Annotated in this window: 19 protein-coding genes; 15 read left to right on the top strand and 4 right to left on the bottom strand. The window is 61.4% G+C overall.

What is annotated here, in order from left to right; translation table 11 throughout:
* Positions 1-3 precede the first annotated feature (3 nt).
* Positions 4-1,266 (bottom strand): FAD-dependent oxidoreductase, encoded by a 1,263-nt coding sequence (locus M0654_RS05840; RefSeq protein ID WP_248682228.1) that lies wholly within the window; start codon positions 1,264-1,266, stop codon positions 4-6.
* Positions 1,259-2,074 (bottom strand): shikimate dehydrogenase family protein, encoded by an 816-nt coding sequence (locus M0654_RS05835; RefSeq protein WP_248682227.1) that lies wholly within the window; start codon positions 2,072-2,074, stop codon positions 1,259-1,261. The genes M0654_RS05840 and M0654_RS05835 overlap by 8 nt, the downstream gene beginning before the upstream one ends.
* Positions 2,075-2,312: 238 nt before the next feature.
* Between M0654_RS05835 and M0654_RS05830 the strand changes: the two genes are divergently transcribed.
* The 10 genes from M0654_RS05830 to dctP all read left to right on the top strand — a co-directional run bounded on the left by M0654_RS05830 (position 2,313) and on the right by dctP (position 10,659).
* On the top strand, positions 2,313-3,338 hold the full coding sequence (locus M0654_RS05830) for an ABC transporter substrate-binding protein (RefSeq protein WP_248682226.1): 1,026 nt from the start codon (positions 2,313-2,315) through the stop codon (positions 3,336-3,338).
* A 52-nt stretch (positions 3,339-3,390) separates the two neighbouring features.
* Entirely contained in the window at positions 3,391-4,158 is a 768-nt protein-coding gene (locus M0654_RS05825) for an ABC transporter ATP-binding protein (RefSeq protein ID WP_248682225.1), read from the top strand.
* On the top strand, positions 4,151-4,999 hold the full coding sequence (locus M0654_RS05820) for an ABC transporter permease (protein WP_313791068.1): 849 nt from the start codon (positions 4,151-4,153) through the stop codon (positions 4,997-4,999). Before M0654_RS05825 ends, M0654_RS05820 begins: the two co-directional genes overlap by 8 nt.
* Before the next feature lie 82 nt (positions 5,000-5,081).
* Complete coding sequence (locus M0654_RS05815) at positions 5,082-5,615, top strand: sigma-70 family RNA polymerase sigma factor (protein ID WP_248682224.1); 534 nt, start codon at positions 5,082-5,084, stop codon at positions 5,613-5,615.
* A complete protein-coding gene (locus M0654_RS05810; RefSeq protein WP_248682223.1) occupies positions 5,608-6,369 on the top strand; it encodes an anti-sigma factor family protein in 762 nt (253 codons plus the stop codon). The genes M0654_RS05815 and M0654_RS05810 overlap by 8 nt, the downstream gene beginning before the upstream one ends.
* A 17-nt stretch (positions 6,370-6,386) precedes the next feature.
* Positions 6,387-7,103 carry a Bax inhibitor-1/YccA family protein gene (locus M0654_RS05805; protein WP_248682222.1) on the top strand — a complete coding sequence of 239 codons (717 nt, stop codon included), beginning with the start codon at positions 6,387-6,389 and terminating at the stop codon, positions 7,101-7,103.
* Positions 7,104-7,331: 228 nt separating this feature from the next.
* Complete coding sequence (locus M0654_RS05800) at positions 7,332-7,664, top strand: hypothetical protein (RefSeq protein WP_118852482.1); 333 nt, start codon at positions 7,332-7,334, stop codon at positions 7,662-7,664.
* A gap of 204 nt (positions 7,665-7,868) precedes the next feature.
* Positions 7,869-8,354: a TRAP transporter small permease gene (locus M0654_RS05795; protein ID WP_248682221.1), complete on the top strand. Its 486-nt coding sequence runs from the start codon at positions 7,869-7,871 to the stop codon at positions 8,352-8,354.
* Complete coding sequence (locus tag M0654_RS05790) at positions 8,351-9,664, top strand: TRAP transporter large permease (RefSeq protein WP_248682220.1); 1,314 nt, start codon at positions 8,351-8,353, stop codon at positions 9,662-9,664. Before M0654_RS05795 ends, M0654_RS05790 begins: the two co-directional genes overlap by 4 nt.
* Positions 9,665-9,687: 23 nt before the next feature.
* The gene (gene dctP / locus M0654_RS05785; RefSeq protein ID WP_248682219.1) at positions 9,688-10,659 is read left to right on the top strand and encodes a TRAP transporter substrate-binding protein DctP; all 972 of its coding nucleotides are present in this window, start codon (positions 9,688-9,690) and stop codon (positions 10,657-10,659) included.
* A gap of 74 nt (positions 10,660-10,733) precedes the next feature.
* Here dctP and M0654_RS05780 read toward each other — a convergent pair whose 3' ends face one another.
* Both M0654_RS05780 and M0654_RS05775 read right to left on the bottom strand, forming a co-directional pair.
* Positions 10,734-11,390, bottom strand: coding sequence for a DUF2161 domain-containing phosphodiesterase (locus M0654_RS05780; RefSeq protein WP_248682218.1), 657 nt, complete (start codon positions 11,388-11,390; stop codon positions 10,734-10,736).
* Positions 11,391-11,437: 47 nt separating this feature from the next.
* Positions 11,438-12,379, bottom strand: a complete 942-nt coding sequence (locus M0654_RS05775) for a LysR substrate-binding domain-containing protein (RefSeq protein ID WP_248682217.1) — start codon at positions 12,377-12,379, stop codon at positions 11,438-11,440.
* A 157-nt stretch (positions 12,380-12,536) separates the two neighbouring features.
* Between M0654_RS05775 and speB the strand changes: the two genes are divergently transcribed.
* From speB to M0654_RS05750, 5 genes are all read left to right on the top strand, one after another.
* Complete coding sequence (gene speB / locus M0654_RS05770) at positions 12,537-13,589, top strand: agmatinase (protein WP_248682216.1); 1,053 nt, start codon at positions 12,537-12,539, stop codon at positions 13,587-13,589.
* Positions 13,590-13,668: 79 nt separating this feature from the next.
* Positions 13,669-14,757 carry an ABC transporter substrate-binding protein gene (locus tag M0654_RS05765; RefSeq protein ID WP_248682215.1) on the top strand — a complete coding sequence of 363 codons (1,089 nt, stop codon included), beginning with the start codon at positions 13,669-13,671 and terminating at the stop codon, positions 14,755-14,757.
* Between the two features lie 202 nt (positions 14,758-14,959).
* Positions 14,960-15,997, top strand: coding sequence for an ABC transporter ATP-binding protein (locus M0654_RS05760; RefSeq protein ID WP_248682214.1), 1,038 nt, complete (start codon positions 14,960-14,962; stop codon positions 15,995-15,997).
* Positions 15,994-16,848 carry an ABC transporter permease gene (locus M0654_RS05755; protein ID WP_248682213.1) on the top strand — a complete coding sequence of 285 codons (855 nt, stop codon included), beginning with the start codon at positions 15,994-15,996 and terminating at the stop codon, positions 16,846-16,848. The genes M0654_RS05760 and M0654_RS05755 overlap by 4 nt, the downstream gene beginning before the upstream one ends.
* Complete coding sequence (locus M0654_RS05750; RefSeq protein WP_248682212.1) at positions 16,845-17,639, top strand: ABC transporter permease; 795 nt, start codon at positions 16,845-16,847, stop codon at positions 17,637-17,639. Before M0654_RS05755 ends, M0654_RS05750 begins: the two co-directional genes overlap by 4 nt.
* The last annotated feature ends 5 nt before the right edge of the window (positions 17,640-17,644 follow it).

Raw genomic sequence — 17,644 nt, 5'->3', positions numbered from 1 at the left:
AGATCAGATCAGGGCCCCCTGGCTGACGAGCTCCCGGCGCACAGCTGCGATATTAGCTTTGCCTGCTATATTGAGCGCCGCCAAGACCCCTGCTGCCTGTCCGGTGCAAAAAGCGGTTCCCATGACACGGGATGAGCCATAAGCGACAGCATCCGCGCCGGCGACGCGTCCCGCGAGAAACAGATTATCGCCTCCCGCAGCCTGCAGGGCTCCCGGTGGAATATCAGCAAACCCCTCGCCGCCGATGTCGATGAAACGAACCTTTCCCGGCGCCTCATGAACCTCCATCGGCCAGGCGGCGCGTCCAATCCCGTCCTCCCGCTGCAGTCCCTGTTGCAGCGCTTCGCCTGTCAAGTCTTCTCGCGACCGTGGCCGGCGGGTCTCACGAATGCCGATCTGCGGGCCGGTGGAAATGATGTAGGCAGTTTCGAAGCCCGGTAGCTGGCGCAACAGGCCGAGATTGCGCCAGGCCTCCCACCTCGCCTGCCGTTCGGCGGCGCCGAGATCGCTACCCGTCAACCCGTCCGTGGCCAGGTCGATCGCCATCCACCAGTAGTCGTTCGATATCGGCAGCCGGAACATGATCCCGCCATCCGCACGCTGGATCGGCTTATCCGCCGTCTTGTTGTGTTCTGCAATGATGGCGGCGACGCGCTCACGATCGAACTCGATACCCGGCGCCACCCCACCGATACGTACCGGCATCGACGCCGGCTGGACATGCTGACCCATAAGGCTGTCGGCCGTCATCTCGACCCCGGCCAAGGCAGAGAGAGTGGCTTCGCCGCTTGCGTCAACGAATGCGCCGGCGGAAAGCTCGAAGCTGCCGCCATGGTCGGTGACGGTGACCGAGCTAGTCCGGTCACCCTCCATCGTCGCGCCGGTGACGCGGCTGTGCAGGAAAACCGAGACATTCGCCTGCTCAAGAAGGCGGTCGCCCGCGAATTTTACCGCCTCGGGATCGAGCAGGATGATCCTGTTGCCGCTTGGCGAGAGGAGTGGCGACACGTCCTGACCGATGTCGCCAAGGATGTTCAAGAAATGCTCACCGATGCCGCGGACCGCGGTGACCTGCCGTTCCCCCTTCTGGAAGAAACCGCAATAGGCCAGCACCAGCGAGTTTGATGCCGCGCCGCCGAGAAAGCCGTACCGCTCGATCAGAGCCGTCTTGGCACCTGTCCTTGCCGCCGCGACGGCAGCACTCATGCCCGCCGCGCCGCCACCCACGACTACGACGTCGTAACGTTCCGCTCGTCTGTCAGTCATTCGCATCGGCTCCCATCACACCCATGGCGCGCCCAAGCGCCTCCATTTGTGCTCCGGCCATCTGATGCCCGAACTGGATCTTCACGCCGTGATGGGCCGCAAGCTCCAGAAACCGCGTCCGCTCCGGACTTGTGACGACATCTGCAGCGAGACCGCCCGGATTGATAGCTTTGATGACCTCTTCGGGCACAGGCAGGGGATCATTGCCACCCATGCCGCATGGGGAGGCGTTAACCACAAGATCAAACCTCCTCTGCGGGATTGATCCGGCAGCGACAGCAAGGCTTGGGAACGCCTCCTTGAGCCGGGAGCAAAGGCTGTTCGCGGCAGCCTCATCCACATCATGGATGAAGAGCTCCGACAAACCGGCTTCCGCCAATGCGTGGCCAATTGCCCGGCCGGCACCGCCTGCTCCGACAACAAGCGCCGTCTTGTCCGCCGCGTCGAAGCCGTTGGCGCGGGCAGCGAGGAGGAAACCCTCACCATCCGTCATGTCTCCCGAGAGACGTCCGTCCGGGTGACGCCGTACCACGTTCACCGCACCGAGGAATTTGGCGCGCGGCGTCATATCATCGACAAGTCCAGCAACGGCTGTCTTGTGAGGAATTGTCACAACGAAGCCGTCGAGATTATCCCAGCCGCGAGCGGCGGCGACAAAATCCGCGACCTGTTCGGGTCGCAGGTCGACAGGGATCATCGCCCGGTCTTCATTTCTGGCATCGAAATATCTGTTGAAATTCCGGGGGGATCTCGCCTGGATGATCGGCGTGCCGATCATCGCGACCAGACGAGTACTGCTTCCTATCATGGCGATTCACTCTGTTTTTGCTCGTGTCTAACCGGCATGCGCATCCGCGCCAACCTGAAAAGATGTGATCATATCGCTGCGGCCAAACCTTGAACTCGGGCTCGCCAAGTTCTAACGCAAGGCAGGTTTGATCAGATGCGCTTGAACAAGGCGGCGTATCACCATGGTTGTTGTGCTAGCCCGAAATGAGTGGCACTGAGGGTATGACGCCCCTTATGTCATCACGGAGGATTAAGAGATGAGTGTGACCCTGAATCGTCGCCAGACGCTATTTGCCATGGGCGCTGCAAGTGCCGCCGCAGCCTTTGGCCTGCCTGCGCGCGCCGCCGAAAAGCGTAACCTGGCGGTTCTTAGCCTTGCCAGCCATGCGCCGAGCTTCATTGCTTTCGAGCGCGGCTACTTCAAGGAAGAAGGTCTGGACATCGAGCTCAAGTTCTTTGAAGCGGCCCAGCCGATGGCTGTTGCCATCGCCTCCGGCGACGCCGAGTTTGGCGTAACCGCGATGAGTGGTGGCCTGATCAGCCTGGCTCAAAAGGGGGCGGTGAAGGTCGTTGGCGGTGCACTCACGGAGGAGAAGGGCATCGTCGGCGCAGTTATCCTGGCATCGAACAAGGCTTACGAAGCCGGCCTCACTGATCCGTCCAAGCTCGCCGGCAAGAGCTTCGGCATCACCACCGCAGGCTCTTCCTTCCATTTCATGGCGCACAAGATCGCGTCGGCAAACAACATCAACCTTGCAGACATCCAGCTGCGGCCGCTGCAGAAGCTCGGCGCTGTCGTCGGTGCACTTTCCACCGGCCAGATCGACGCATGGGCAATCCAGGCGAACGTCGCCAACAAGATGATCCGTGAAGGTGCGGCCAAGAAGATCGGCCTCGTTTCGGACTACGCGCCGGACTACCAGGTCACGACCGCCTTCACCTCGTCGAAGAACGCTGCCGAGAACCGCGAGCTGACGCAGTCCTTCATCAACGCCTACACAAAGGCGATCGACGACTACAACGCTGCCTTCGTCGACAAGACGGCCAGCGCCGAGGAGCAGGATGCTCTGGCAAAGCTCGTCTACAAGTATATCGAGAAGGACAGCCCTTACGAAGTGGCCAAGCAGAACCTGATTGAAGGTGCGATGCGCATCAACAAGGGGCTGGCACTGTCGCTCAACAGTTGCACCGAACAGTTGGAATGGTTCAAGTCCGAAGGCATGGTCAAGGACGCCATCAGCAGCGAACAGCTCTTCGACACATCCTACGTCAAGACGATCTGAACACGCTACGAAGACGACGGGAGGCCCGAGCGGGCCTCCGTCAGGAGACCACATGGACCTGAAGCTCAAGAACATCACCCATCGCTATGGCACCGTTGAGGTCCTGCGCGATATCTCGCTCGACATCCCCCAAGGCCAGATCGTCTGCCTCGTCGGACCATCCGGCTGCGGAAAGTCGACACTCTTGCGCTTCCTGGGCGGGCTGGAGCGGCCCGACAGCGGTGAAGTTCTCCAGATCGGCCAGCCTCCGAAGGACTGCCTCAACCCGCTGACTTACGTCTTCCAGCATTTCGCGCTGCTGCCCTGGCGCACCGTGGAAGGCAATATCAAGCTCGTGCTTGAAGACCACAACCTGAAGCGGGACGAGATGGAAGCGATCGTGGCGGACGTGCTGGAGCGAACCCGCCTCTCAGACTTCCGCGACGCGCTGCCCAAGCAACTTTCGGGCGGCATGCGGCAACGCGTTGCCATCAGCCGGGCGTTGGCCGTTCGTCCCGCCGTGATGCTGATGGACGAGCCGCTTTCCGCGCTCGACAGCCAGACGCGTGAACTGCTGATGGACGACCTCGTCTCGCTCTGGACGCGCCAGCCGTTCACGTCTGTCTACGTCACCCACAACCTCAGCGAAGCCGTTCGCCTTGGACATCGGGTTATCGTGCTGTCGCGCCGGCCGGGCCGGGTTCGGGAGATCGTCGATATCGACATCCCGCTTGCCGAGCGGCATCTCGGGCACGCTGTTCTGGAAGAAAAGCAGAAGCAACTCTGGGAGCTGATGCGCGAAGAAGCCATGGCTGCCGACAAGGAGTTGGCCAATGTCTGACGCCAGCACGATCTCCACGCCATCCGGCGCTACCGCGAGCACGACCGTCGCAGGCAGCGTCAAGCAGGTGCCGTTTCGCGGCGGGGGCTTTTCGCCGATCCCGGTGCGCGGCATGGCGCTGGTGGTTTTCGTCGCACTCCTCCTCCTTGCCGAGGTCGGAACACGCGTCGGATTTATTTCCAACCTCACGCTGCCACGGCCATCGGCGGTTCTCGAAACACTGGTCCAGCTCTGGCAGACCGGCGGGCTTTGGCGCCACCTGCTGCCGTCACTGCAGCGCCTTCTGGTCGGCGGCGCCTTCGGTATCGCGGCCGGCATTTCGCTCGGTGTGCTGATCGGCCTCTTCAGTTACGTGCGCGCCGGGCTCGTGCCGCTGGTGGCCGCACTCTTCCCAATTCCGAAGATCGCGCTGCTTCCGCTGTTCGTCATCTGGTTCGGGATCGATGAGATGTCGAAATACGCCTTGATCGCCTTCGGCACCTTTACGCCAACGGTCGTCGCCACCTACGGCGCTGTCGACAATGTCGACCGGTCACTGATCCGGATGGGCCAGAGCTTCGGGCTGAGCTGGTGGTCAATCGTTCGCAAGATCGTGCTGCCGGGCGCCTTCCCAGCCATCCTCTCCGGTCTCCGCGTCTCAGTCTCGATTGCCATCATCCTGCTGGTCGCCGCTGAAATGCTCGGCGCTCAGTATGGTGTCGGCTCCTACATTCTCGAAGCTGGTTCGCTTTACGACCTCGAGAAGCTGTTTGCTGGCGTGACGATCCTTTCCGTGCTCGGGCTGATCGTCAACTTCGTCATCGGACAGATCGAAGCCCGCTTCCTGAGCTGGCGCGGCTGACTGCCACCCGTCCTCAAACACCCGTCGGAAAATTCTCTTCTCCGGTGGGAATAAGCGCGCTGTCTCTTTCGTATATGACGGTATGAAACAAGATGGACGCGCCTTCGATGTCATCGGCCAACTCGCGAACTTGAGACGCTACGCGCGTTCCCTCGTGCGCAACGCGGTTGATGCCGAGGATTTGGTGCATGACGCGCTGGTCCGGGCCTACGAGCGGCGCTCGACCTATAAGTCCGGCATGGGCCTGCGGCGCTGGCTGCTGGCCATAGTCCACAACACCCACATCGATCGTGTCCGCTCCGCGATGGCGCGCGGGCGCCGCGATGAGACCATCGCACTTGAGGTAGACGAGGCCTATCCGGCCCAACAGGAGCTCAACGTGCGCCTCGCGCAGGTACGGCGGGCCTTCCTGACGCTTCCCGAAGAACAGCGTGAGGCGCTGCATCTCGTCGCCGTCGAAGACCTAAGCTACCAGGAAGCCGCCGATATTTTGGGCATCCCCGTCGGAACGTTGATGTCCCGCGTATCGAGAGCGCGCGCTGCGCTGCGCGAATACGAGAACGGAGCGGCCAAACCCAGCCATCTGCGACTGATCGAAGGAGGCGGCAATGACTGATCTTGAACCTGTCCAGACGACCGATCTCGACTCCTATATCGACAACCAGCTCGATCCGGCCGGTCGCCTGAGGGTGGAAAACTGGCTGGCGAAGAACCCGGATGTCGCAGCGCAGGTCATGGCGGATCTCAGCGTTCGATCGACTTTGAAGCTCGCCATGAGCGCGACGGACGCATCAGGCCGCCCGGAGACCCGTGAAGCGGCGCGACGCCTTTCCGCCGGCCTTGCCACGGCGCGGACGCTGCATGTCCTGCGGAAGGTTGCGGCGGTCGCACTGCTGTTCTCCGTCGGCTGGTTTGCGCATTCCTCGATGGGTATCAAGGAGGTCAACGCTTCCGTGCAGCCGCCGGCTTTTGTCGAGGAGGCGGTCCGCGCTCATCACACATCCCGCGTCCGCGCAGCCATGCAGTCGCAGCCGGAGGTGAAGACCTATGATCGCGACGAGATCCGCGCCGCAACGGCAATCACCATGCCGGAGCTGCCGACGGACTGGAAGGTCGTCGATGTCCAGATCTTTCCGTCGGATTTCGGACCGAGCGTTGAGGCAAGCGTCCGGACCCCAGACGGGAGCAACATCTCGGTCTTCGCCGGCAGGCCGGGCTATTTTGCCGTGGAGCCCGTCAAGGATCTGAACCTTTCGAATGCCGGGGCGGCGTGGTGGCAGGTGGGTGAAGTTGCCTACGCCCTCGTCTCAAGCACACCCAATATCGGTCTCGCAGACGAGGCCGAGACCTTGAAGCACTCTTTGTACTAACCCAGCAGGAGACAAGAATGTATCCAAACCAGAACCGCTTCGGCGGCTTCTCGCAAGTATCAGCTGCGGCCTTCGATGAGGGCCTGCGCCAGCATATGCTGCGCGTCTACAACTATATGGGCCTTGGCCTGGTTGTTACCGGCATCGTTGCCTTCATCGTCGGCACGACGCCGGCGCTATATGTGCCGATCTTCTCGTCCCCGTTGAAATGGGCGGTGATGCTTGCGCCGCTGGCATTTGTGTTCTTTTTCTCCTTCAAGATGCAGACGATGTCGGCCTCCGCAGCACAGATGACCTTCTGGGCATTCTGCGCGGTCATGGGCCTGTCGATGGCGTCCGTATTCCTCGTCTTCACCGGCGCCAGCATTGCCCGGACCTTCTTCATTGCCGCGACCATGTTCGGCGCGATGAGCCTGTTCGGCTACACGACGAAGCGCGACCTTTCCAAGATGGGCTCGTTCCTCATCATGGGTCTGATTGGCGTGGTCATCGCCTCGATCGTCAATATCTTCCTCGCCTCCAGCGCGCTTCAGTTCGCGGTGTCGGTGATCGGTATCGTGGTCTTCGTTGGGCTCACGGCTTACGACACACAGAGCATCAAGGAGCAGTACGCCGAAAACTACGACCAGGAATCCCAGCAGAAGCTGGCGGTCTTCGGTGCGCTGTCGCTCTACCTCAACTTCGTCAACATCTTCCAGCTGCTGCTGAACTTCACGGGCGAGCGCGAAGAGTAAGTCTCTGACGACACGAACTTCGGCGGAGATGAGCATTTCTGTCTCCTCCGCCAAAGCGAGATGCCGGGCGCGTCCCTCCTCCCAAGGCCCGGCGTCTCAACCTCCAGAATGCCCCCTAGAAGCACCCAATCCCGCACGTTTGGCACCCTCCGAGATCAAGACGATCACGTTTTCGGGAACCAAATCAGTAGCGACGGCATTGTCAGGGCAGCACAAGGAGGAAGTAACATGGCTTTTGATCCCAACGACAGAAAACTGGAAGACCGTAATCTCGATCCTCGCACCCCTGAGGTTCGCAGCTCGACTCACGTCCGCACAGGCAGCTCGTCCTGGGTTCCGTGGGTAGCAGTTATTGCCGTTCTCTTGGTCGGCGCCTTCGTATGGTCGCAGATGGGCGGCTCTTCGACAGACCCGCAGACCACTTCGTCCACCAGCTCCTCGACCACTGATAGCTCGGCGCCTGCACCGGCTCCGACGACGCCTGCTGCTCCGCCTGCAGGTGACGCAGCCCCGGCTACTCCGCCGGCAGGTGGCGCAGGTGGCACGGGCACCCAGCCGTAAGCTTCTTAACGTTCATGAAAGGCCACTCGCTCACGAGCGAGTGGCCTTTTTTCGTTGTGGGACGTTCCTGCATCTTCGACCGGATCGCTGGTTCAACATCCCTCCCCCTTGCGCGAGCGAGAGCCATATTGTGGACCGGCTCGGACGGGGATTGCAGATATTTTAAGTTTGAACTAACCTGACCCCCTAATTTAGGGCGGTTCTATGATTCAACGTATTTACACTGTCTGGGGTCGCATCGCCTCATGCTGCGGGCTCATCTCAGCAGTCGGCTTCGGCCTTCTGGCTGTTCTCGTGACGCTCGACGTCTTCGTGCGCAATCTCGCGCTGGCCCGCTGGCCGTGGCTGAATGAGATCACCGAATATCTCATCACGATTTCAACCTTCTTCGGCGCCCCATGGGTCCTCCACAAGGCCGGCCACGTCAATGTCGATATCCTCCTGCGCCTTGTGGGCGCGACGGCGGCGCAATGGCTGATGAAGATCTCCTACATCGCCGGCTTCGTCATCTGCCTGCTGCTTCTCTACCAAAGCATTCGCGTCACGCTCGATACCTACGAAGTCGGATCGCTCGTCTTCAAGAACCTGGTTTTTGCAGAATGGTATCTGATGATACCGGTTGTTGCCTGTTTCGGACTTTGTGCCATCGAATTTCTCTTCCGTGCTGCGGGTGAAGGAGAAACCCGATGACCTGGTGGGCAACGCTTCTTCTGCTCGGCGGGACGCTCGCCGTTCTCTTCGCGATCGGTCTTCCGGTCGCCTTCGCCTTCCTCGGCGTCAACCTGCTCGGCGCGTGGATCTTCCTTGGGGGCGAAGTCGGGCTGGAACAGCTCGTGCGCAATGCCGCGGGATCGGTGAACTCCTTCTCGCTCGCGCCAATCCCCCTGTTCATCCTGATGGGTGAACTGCTGTTCCACAGCGGCCTTGCCTACCGCGCCATCGACGCGATCGAGCGCCTGTTGTACCGCCTGCCGGCAAGGCTCGCCTGCGTTACAGTTGTCGGTGGGACGACGTTCGCGGCCCTTTCCGGATCCTCGATCGCCAATACCGCTCTCCTCGGCGGGACGCTGTCGCAGGAAATGCTGAAGCGCGGTTACTCAACCACACTGGCACTCGGGCCTGCCATGGCCGTCGGCGGCATCGCCGTACTGATTCCCCCATCGGCTCTCGCAGTCATGCTCGGGTCGCTGTCCGGCATCTCCATCTCGCAGTTGCTGATCGGCGGCATCCTGCCGGGCATGCTGATGGGTATCGCATTTCTCGCCTATGTCATCTTGGCTGCCCGCTTTGATCCGTCATGCGCACCGAACGATGTCGACAGCAAACAACTGCCGTTCCGCGAACGCGTTGTTCCGTTCTTCCGTGACGTCGTTCCGCTTTTCTTCATCTTCATTGCCGTCATCGGCGGCATGTTGGCGGGCATCGCGACACCGACCGAAGCGGCAGCGCTTGGCGCCACCACGGCACTGCTTGCAACGCTGTTTTACCGCCAGCTCACTTGGTCTTCTTTCGTCAAATCGATGCTTGAGACCGCCAAGGTCTCGGTCTCGATCCTCTTCATCATCGTCGCCTCTGTGACTTTCTCGCAAATCCTGTCGTTCTCGGGCGCCACCAACGGCTTCCTGACTCTGATCCAGACAGTGGAGCTGTCACCGATCGCGCTGGTCGTGGCCATGCTGCTGATCCTGCTGGTCCTGGGCTGCTTTATCGACCAGATTTCCATGATGATGATCACGCTTCCGTTCTTCATTCCTCTGGCGCAAGCCGCTGGCATCGACCTCGTCTGGCTCGGCCTGATGATGCTGGTCGCAATTGAACTCGGCCTACTGACGCCGCCGTTCGGCATCCTGCTGATGGTCATGCAGGGTGTCAGCCGTTCAACGCCGCTGCTGCAGATCTATCGTGCCGCTTTGCCATTCATCATCATCGAGCTGCTTATTCTCGCACTGATGGTTCTGTGGCCGCAGCTTACTCTTTTCCTTCCATCACTCGTGCGCTGACACAACAACAATAGGGGATTCCAATGAAACTCAAACTCACCTCCACGCTTTCGGCGCTCGCCGTCAGCCTCATTGCGCTCGCGGCACCGGCCAAGGCTGATGAAGTCACCCTGCGCGCGATCTCCGCGTTCCAGACTGGCACGGCCTTTGCCAAGCCGTTCGATGAATTCGTCCAGAAAGTCAACGAAGCGGGCAAGGGCCTCGTCAAGATCCAGGTGCTCGGCGGCCCCGAAGCCATGCCTCCCTTCGAAGTGGGCAATGCGCTGCGCGGCAACGTCATCGACCTCGCCAACACCACCGCCGTCTTCCACGCCAACCTCGTCCCGGAAGGCGTCGCGCTGACCATGACCGATCTGAGCATGGCCGAGCTTCGCCAGAACGGCGGCTATGACCTGATGAACCAGATCCATGAGAAGCGTGCTCGCATCCACTGGCTCGGCCGTCTGGCCGAGAAGATCAAGTACCACGTCTACCTGTCTAAGCCAGCCAAGAGCGACAGCTTCGATGGCCTGAAGCTCCGCTCGGTTCCGATCTACCAGGCATTCTTCTCGGCGCTCGGCGCCAACCCGATGCAGATCGCGCCAGGTGAAGTCTTCACCGCACTCGAGCGGGGCACCATTGATGGGTACGGCTGGCCGTCGATCGGCGTGTTCGACCTCGGCTGGCAGGAACAGACCAAGACGCGTGTCGACCCTGGCTTCTACCAGGTTGAGACCGGTGTCTACTTCAGCCTCGCGGCCTGGAACAAGCTGAACGCCGAGCAGAAGGCCGTCTTCGAGAAGGCGATCCTGGCGATGGAAGACAGCTCGAGCCGCTTCGAACAGGATGCCGACGCCGAGCGCAAGCGCCAGGGCGAAGCCGGCATCGAAACCTACAACCTGCCTGAAGCTTCTGCCGCCAAGTTCCTGCAGACGGCACAGGAAGCCGGTTGGGCGCAAGTCCTGAAGGTCAGCCCGCAGGACGGCGCGGCCCTGCAGAAGCTGTTCACCAAGTAAGGTGACAAGAGAAACAGGCGGGTCTATCGCGGCCCGCCTGTTTCGTTCGCCATCAACCTGAAGCCATGCTCGGCTCAAGTCGTCGTGTCATGCCGCGCCCTCAGAGCGTCATGGCCGGCAGGGGCCAGTTGATAAACGCCCCTCTCCACCTTTTCGAACCAGCCATAATAGTTGTCCCGCAGGATGCCGCCGGCATTCTCCGCCACCTGCTTGAGATCGCGTGGTCTCAGCGGTCCTGCGGCGAGAGCTGCCGCCAAGGCCAGCGCCTGCTGCCGATAGGCCGTCATCACTGTCACCTTGGTGCTACCGCCAAGCGCCGGGTCGCCGACGCGCGTGCGATGCTCTCGGATGATCCTGGCACGGCGCTTCGGGTTTGTTCGCGGCATCGGTGAGACGGCGCTGACGAGAACGCCAACCTCACCCTGATCCGACACGCCCAGCATCCCGAAGCCGAGCCGGCGACAAAGATCGCGATAGCGCTTGTCTGCCTCTCGCCCCTTCCCCTTCGCCGAAATACGAGCTGCGATCCAGACCTCGTCCGAGACCGCCGCCCGGTCGACCGCCTGCAGTATGAGCTCGAGATTGAAGGTCATCTTCAATTCGCAGACCACGACAACAGTCGGGTCACCGTGTTTGGCGCCAACGACATCACAGCCGCCGATCTCTCCCTTCACCTCGTAACCGAAGGTTTCCAGAAATGCTTTCACCGGTTGATAAAGTAAGGTTTCCATTCAGCTGAACCGATCCGACAGGGGCATGTAGGGCGCGAGCGCAGCCGCTAGGCACGCCGGCTCCGGATGAGCGTTCTGGCCGACGTCTGCGGTTTTGCAAGCTGGTCAGCCTCTAGGGTTGCGAACATCCACTCAATGAAGACGCGCACAATCGGGGTGGTGCGCATCGCCGGGCGGCAGGCAACGTAGAAGGAATCATTGGCGGTAACGCTCAGGTCGAAGGGCACGACCAGTTCGCCTCGCGCGATGAGGTTGCTGGCGGTGATCGTGTCGCCGAGTGCGATCCCTTGGCCGTGGACGGCGGCCTCCGTCGAGAAGCGGGCATCGCCCATGAAGTGCTGCTGGCGGCGCGGCAAGTCGATTGCATTGGCCGCCGAAAGCCAGGTGTTCCACTCGCGGCCGTCGTCGTCTCCATGGAGCAGCACATGGTCTTCGAGATCCCGGATCGAGCGCAGCGGGCGGCTGTTGAGGAGTGTCGGGCTTGCAACCGGGAAAAGCTCGAGATTGCTCCAGAGCCGCGTCCAGGCGTCCGGCCAGTTGCCGTCACCATATAGGATGCAGACATCCACATCCGACGAATGGAGATGCGCTGGATCGTTCGACGCCTTGAGCTTCAGCCGCACACCGGGAAACTGATCTGTGAAGGAGTTCAGGCGCGGCACGATCCAGAACGAGAAGAGCGCCGGCACGCAGGTGATGGACAGTTCGCCCGACGTAGCAGGGCGCTTCATTTGCGCCATGGCCGCAGCAATCTCGCCAAACGCCTGAGTGACGGCCGGCAGGAGCAGCGCGCCTTCGGAGGTGAGTTTCAATCGCTTTGCGCCGCGCTCAAAGAGCTTGACATCCAGAGCCACCTCCAGCGCCCTGATCTGATGGCTGATCGCGCCATGCGTCACGCTAAGCTCTCGTGCCGCCGCAGAAACGGACCCGCGGCGGGCGGTTGCCTCAAAAGCACGCAGCGGGTTGAGGGGCGGCAGTCGGCTCGTCACATCTCACTCATCTGTTAGTTTTTCTCACGCGATCCGCTAGAACAATCTCAATTGCTTTTCCACCCCGTCTCGTCGGATAATGATGAAAACAAGGGCGGCAAGCCCTGCGGAACAAAAATTAGGCTGCCTCGGCAGCCGGGACACAGGTGAGGCAATCATGGCTTTCGACGGCAAGAGGCTCGAGGAACTGCGGGCGAAGTATCTGAACAGCCCCGGCGGCGAGATCTTCGACGAAAAGTTCAAGAAGGTCGGAGAGAAGATCTTCAACAGCGCCGGTACGCGGGTGGCACCTTACGCCGGGCTGCCAACGCTTCTGGACGCGCCTTATCTCGCGGTCGATGCGGAAAACCCGGATTTCCGCGACCTGCAGGTTGCGATGATCGGCATGCCCATGGATCTCGGCGTCACCAACCGCCCCGGTTCGCGCTTCGGACCTCGCGCGCTGCGCGCAATCGAGCGCGTCGGGCCGTATAACCATGTGCTGGAATGTGCACCGACGCACGAACTGCGTGTGGCCGATATCGGTGACGTGCCGTTCCGCAGCCGTTATCGGCTCGAGATGAGCCACGAGGATATCGAAAAGCGCATCAGCCAGATCGTTGAGGGCGGTGTGCTGCCGCTGTCGGTTGGTGGCGACCATTCCATTACTCATCCGATCCTGAAGGCGGTCGGCAAGAAGGCGCCAGTCGGTCTCATCCATATCGACGCCCATTGCGACACCGGTGGCTTCTTCGACGAAACCAAGTTCCATCACGGCGGGCCGATGCGCAACGCCGTGCTCGACGGCGTGCTGGACCCGACCCGGACCATCCAGATCGGCATCCGTGGCCCGGCCGAATATCTGTGGGAGTTCTCCTACGAGTCCGGCATGACGGTGATCCATGCGGAAGAAGTGACGGGCAAGGGCATCCCGGCGATCATCGAGAAAGCGAAGCAGATCGTCGGTGACGGTCCGACCTATCTCTCCTTCGACATCGACAGCCTCGACCCGAGCTTTGCGCCAGGCACCGGCACACCGGAAGTCGGCGGGCTCACCACACGGGAGGTCCTGGAACTAATCCGCGGCCTCAAGGGCATCAACATCGTCGGCGGTGACGTGGTGGAAGTCGCACCGCAATACGACGCAACAACCAATACGGCGCATGCCGGCGCGCAAATGCTGTTTGAAATCTTGAGCCTGATGGTCTTCAGCCCTTCCGTGAAGGGCTGAAGCCGAAGTAAGACTGCGAACAAGAGTGGGAACTCGCCCGCCGGAACCATCCCCCGGGCAAACAAAAGGAGAAAAAAACATGTCCAATCTTTTCAACGGGAAAATCAGCCGCAGAACAGTGCTCGGCGCAGGCCTGGCCGGCGCCTCCATGCTGGCCATGCCGGCGGTACTGCGCGCCCAAGACAAGAGCCTGAAGGTTGGCGTCTACGGCGGTTACTTCAAGGACTCCTTCGACAAGAACATCTTTGCGGAATTTACCAAGGCCACGGGCATCGCCGTTGAATCGGTTGCCGAGCCGACCGGCGAAGCGTGGCTCGTACAGCTTGAGCAGGCCGCACGCGCCGGCGCTGCCCCGGCCGACGTCTCGATGATGTCGCAGGTCGCCATGCTGAAGGGCCAGTCGACAGATCTCTGGGCGCCGCTCGACATGGCGAAGATCCCGAACTCGAAGAACCTTATCGAGCGCTTCGTCAACAAGTATCCGGATGGCCGCGTTGCGGGCATCGGCGCCGTTTCCTGGTACATCACGCTGGTGTCCAACACCGACGTCTTCAAGGAAGCGCCGACCTCCTGGGCCGACATGTGGGCGGAAGACAAGGCCGACAAGCTTGGCCTGCTGGCACTCGTCTCCAACTCCTTCCTGCTTGAAGTGACGGCAAAGACCTTCATGGGCGGCACCAACGCGCTCGATACGGACGAAGGCATCGTCAAGGCACTGGAAAAGCTCGCCGAACTGAAACCGAATGTTCGCCTCTGGTACCGCGACGAAGCGCAGTTCGAACAGGCACTGAAGTCGGGCGAAATTCCGATGGGCCAGTATTACCACGACGTCACCGGCCTTGCCGCCGCCGACGGCAACCCGGTCCGCTCGACCTTCCCGAAGGAAGGCGGCATCCAGGACAGCGGTTGCTGGGCGATCTCCCGCGCCTCCAAGAAGACCGAAGAAGCGCATACCTTCATCAACTACATGTGCCAGCCTGAAGTGCAGGCAGTCCTGTCTCGCAAGGTGGGCACCTCGCCGACCGTTCAGCGCAGCCTGCTCGACCTCACCGATGAGGAGTTTGCAGCCGTTTCTTCCGAAATCGAGCCGATCATTCCGCGCTACGACCTCTACCAGACCAAGTCCGACTTCCTGAACCAGAAGTGGACGGAGATGATCGCCGGCTGATCCCAAATCAGCTAAGGTCGGGCGAGGAGCCCCTCGTCCCGACCTCCGCTAACGCTCGGCCACCCTCTCCACCAGGGGAAAGGTGGAGTGGCGACGGCGCAACAGCTCACTTCTCCGTTGTGGGAGAAGGTGGTCCGCAGAACCGGATGAGGGGGCTGCTTGCTCTGCATTTACGAAAAGCGGCTTTAACCGCGGAGACCGAATGTCCGGACTGAACATCAATCACGTGACGAAGCAGTTCGGCACGTTTACCGCCGTCAACGACGTCAGCCTTTCCGTGCCGGAAGGCACGTTCGTCTGCCTGCTCGGCCCATCCGGCTGCGGCAAGACCACGCTGATGCGGATGATCGCCGGCCTCGACCTCCCGACCCAGGGCTCGATCGAGCTTGCAGGTTCCGACATTACCGGCGTGCCGACCCATAAGCGCGAACTCGGCATGGTGTTTCAGTCTCTGGCGCTCTTTCCGCACCTCACCGTTGGCGAGAACATTGCCTACTCCCTGCGGATCCGCGGCGTCGCAAAGGACGTGCAGAAGAAGCGCGTCGAAGAACTCCTCGGCATGATCCATCTGCCGGGTTTTGCCGACCGTTCCGTCAACAAGCTTTCCGGCGGCCAGCGTCAGCGCGTGGCGATTGCCCGTGCTCTCGCCATTTCGCCAAAACTTTTCCTGCTCGATGAACCGCTTTCCGCACTCGATGCGAAGCTTCGCGAGGCAATGCAGGTGGAACTGCGCCAGCTCCAGCAGCGGCTTGGCATCACCACTATCGTGGTTACTCATGACCAGCGCGAGGCAATGACCATGGCCGATACGGTCGTGGTGATGAACAAGGGCGAGATCCGCCAGGCCGCACCGCCGGTCGAGATCTACCGCCGCCCCGCCGACAGTTTCGTTGCCGACTTCATCGGCCAGACGAACCTCATTCCCGTCGAAGCCGACAGTGCCGGTCGCGCCGTGATACTCGGACAGACGAGCGAAGCATTCTCGATGCCGGCGGGAGCCACCAAGGGCGTTCTTTCGGTGCGGCCGGAAGACGTGCAGGTAACCGCGCCCGGCAATGGTGCGATTCCCGCAACTGTCACCTTCATCCGCGATCTTGGCGGCGCGATCGAAACCTTTGTGGAGGCAGGCGGCGCCCAAGTCATCGCGGTCTCCTCACCGCGCAGCCGGCCTGAAGTTTCCGTCGGCCAGCAGGTCGGCATCCGCCTTGACCCGGCCACCAGCGTGGTGTTGGCGAAATGAGACGCGAGCCGCCGCAGCGATTGGCTGACTACGGGCCGCTTTTCTTCCCGGCGGGCATGCTGACGCTGTTCTTCGTCGTGCCCTTTGCGACGATGATCGCCGTCTCTTTCTTCCAGCGCCAGCAGGGCGGCTTCTACACGCCGGACTTCGTGTTCGACAACTACGCCCGCTTCCTGAGCCTGTTCTTCGGAAAGGTTCTCGGCTTCTCGCTGTTCCTGGCTATCGCAGTCGCGATTGCCTGCGTGGTGCTTGGCATTCCCTTCACATACCTGCTGGCGCGCTCAAAACGTCGGATCCAGGTCATCTGGCTGGTGGCGCTGCTATCCATTCTCTCACTCTCCGAGGTGATGATCGGTTTTGCGTGGTCGACGCTCTTCTCGCGCACGGCCGGCCTCACCAATTTCTTTGTCTGGCTTGGGCTGATGAGCCAGCCGCAGGCGCTGACCCCGAGCTTCGGCGCGGTGATGACAGCCATGACCTACCAGGCGTTCCCCTATACGGTGCTGGTGCTTTATCCCGCCTTGGTCCGGCTCGATCCGACGCTGACGGAAGCGGCACGCACGCTTGGCGCCTCGCCGATCAAGGCTTTTTTCACCGTGGTCGTGCCGGCGCTCCGCAACACGATCCTCGCAACGCTGATCATGGTCTTCATCTTCGCGCTGGGATCCTACCTGCTGCCGCAACTTCTCGGGCGACCGCAGCACTGGACGCTCTCGGTGCTCATCACTGATCAGGCGATCTACCAATCCAACATGCCGTTCGCCGCGGCCATGGCCGTGTTCCTCGTGCTCGTGTCGCTCGCGCTGGTGGGTCTCGCCCTCTACGCCGGCCGGCAGAAGGAGGCGAAATGAACGCTCTGCGCCGTCTGTTCTTCCTCGCTATTGGGCTTTTCCTGGCGCTACCGCTGATCGTCGTTGCCGGCGTCTCGGTCAACCAGCGCCAGTCGCTCACGTTCCCGCCGCAGGGTTTTTCGCTGTCATGGTACGGCCAGATCTTTACCAATCCGGAATGGCGCAATGCCCTCATCGCGTCGCTGACACTCGCCGCCTCATCCGCGCTGCTGGCGCTGCTGATCGCGTTGCCGCTTGCCTGGTTCCTGTGGCGCCGCATTGCGCCCTGGGCTAACATCTTCCAGCTTCTGGGCGTCGCCCCCTTCACGCTGCCGCCCGTCATCACCGCGCTTGGCCTCCTCACCTTCTGGGCGACCACCGGCTTCTACGGCAAGTCCTGGACGGCCGTGGTGAGCCACGGCATCTTCTTCGTGACCCTGCCGCTGGTAACGCTGTCTCTTGGCTTCTCGGCGATCGACCGTTCGCTGGTGGAAGCGGCCGCGACCATGGGCGCCGATGACCGGACGGTGTTCCGCACCGTCGTGCTGCCGCTGATCCTGCCCTATCTGGTTTCCGGCTATGCCTTTGCCTTCGTTCTGTCGCTGAACGAATATATCGTCGCCTACATGACGGTGGGCTTCACCATGGAAACGCTGCCAATCAAGATCTTCAATGCCCTGCGCTATGGTTACACGCCGACCATGGCATCGGTGACGGTGCTGTTCCTGTTTGTCGCGGCCGTGGTTTTTGGCCTGGTCGCGAGGTTCGGTGACCTGCCGAAACTGTTGGGCGCCATGTCGGAAGAGAAGTAGAGGCA

The sequence above is a fragment of the Neorhizobium turbinariae genome, from assembly GCF_023223505.1.
GTDB lineage: Bacteria > Pseudomonadota > Alphaproteobacteria > Rhizobiales > Rhizobiaceae > Neorhizobium > Neorhizobium turbinariae.
Note: the sequence above shows the minus strand (reverse complement) of the source record. Positions and strands in the feature narration are given on the sequence as shown.

Coding starts and splice junctions, on each gene's coding strand:
- M0654_RS05840 (WP_248682228.1), bottom strand. CDS start 1,266: ATGACTGACAGACGAGCGGAACGTTACGACGTCGTAGTCGTGGGTGGC.
- M0654_RS05835 (WP_248682227.1), bottom strand. CDS start 2,074: ATGATAGGAAGCAGTACTCGTCTGGTCGCGATGATCGGCACGCCGATC.
- M0654_RS05830 (WP_248682226.1), top strand. CDS start 2,313: ATGAGTGTGACCCTGAATCGTCGCCAGACGCTATTTGCCATGGGCGCT.
- M0654_RS05825 (WP_248682225.1), top strand. CDS start 3,391: ATGGACCTGAAGCTCAAGAACATCACCCATCGCTATGGCACCGTTGAG.
- M0654_RS05820 (WP_313791068.1), top strand. CDS start 4,151: ATGTCTGACGCCAGCACGATCTCCACGCCATCCGGCGCTACCGCGAGC.
- M0654_RS05815 (WP_248682224.1), top strand. CDS start 5,082: ATGAAACAAGATGGACGCGCCTTCGATGTCATCGGCCAACTCGCGAAC.
- M0654_RS05810 (WP_248682223.1), top strand. CDS start 5,608: ATGACTGATCTTGAACCTGTCCAGACGACCGATCTCGACTCCTATATC.
- M0654_RS05805 (WP_248682222.1), top strand. CDS start 6,387: ATGTATCCAAACCAGAACCGCTTCGGCGGCTTCTCGCAAGTATCAGCT.
- M0654_RS05800 (WP_118852482.1), top strand. CDS start 7,332: ATGGCTTTTGATCCCAACGACAGAAAACTGGAAGACCGTAATCTCGAT.
- M0654_RS05795 (WP_248682221.1), top strand. CDS start 7,869: ATGATTCAACGTATTTACACTGTCTGGGGTCGCATCGCCTCATGCTGC.
- M0654_RS05790 (WP_248682220.1), top strand. CDS start 8,351: ATGACCTGGTGGGCAACGCTTCTTCTGCTCGGCGGGACGCTCGCCGTT.
- dctP (WP_248682219.1), top strand. CDS start 9,688: ATGAAACTCAAACTCACCTCCACGCTTTCGGCGCTCGCCGTCAGCCTC.
- M0654_RS05780 (WP_248682218.1), bottom strand. CDS start 11,390: ATGGAAACCTTACTTTATCAACCGGTGAAAGCATTTCTGGAAACCTTC.
- speB (WP_248682216.1), top strand. CDS start 12,537: ATGGCTTTCGACGGCAAGAGGCTCGAGGAACTGCGGGCGAAGTATCTG.
- M0654_RS05765 (WP_248682215.1), top strand. CDS start 13,669: ATGTCCAATCTTTTCAACGGGAAAATCAGCCGCAGAACAGTGCTCGGC.
- M0654_RS05760 (WP_248682214.1), top strand. CDS start 14,960: ATGTCCGGACTGAACATCAATCACGTGACGAAGCAGTTCGGCACGTTT.
- M0654_RS05755 (WP_248682213.1), top strand. CDS start 15,994: ATGAGACGCGAGCCGCCGCAGCGATTGGCTGACTACGGGCCGCTTTTC.
- M0654_RS05750 (WP_248682212.1), top strand. CDS start 16,845: ATGAACGCTCTGCGCCGTCTGTTCTTCCTCGCTATTGGGCTTTTCCTG.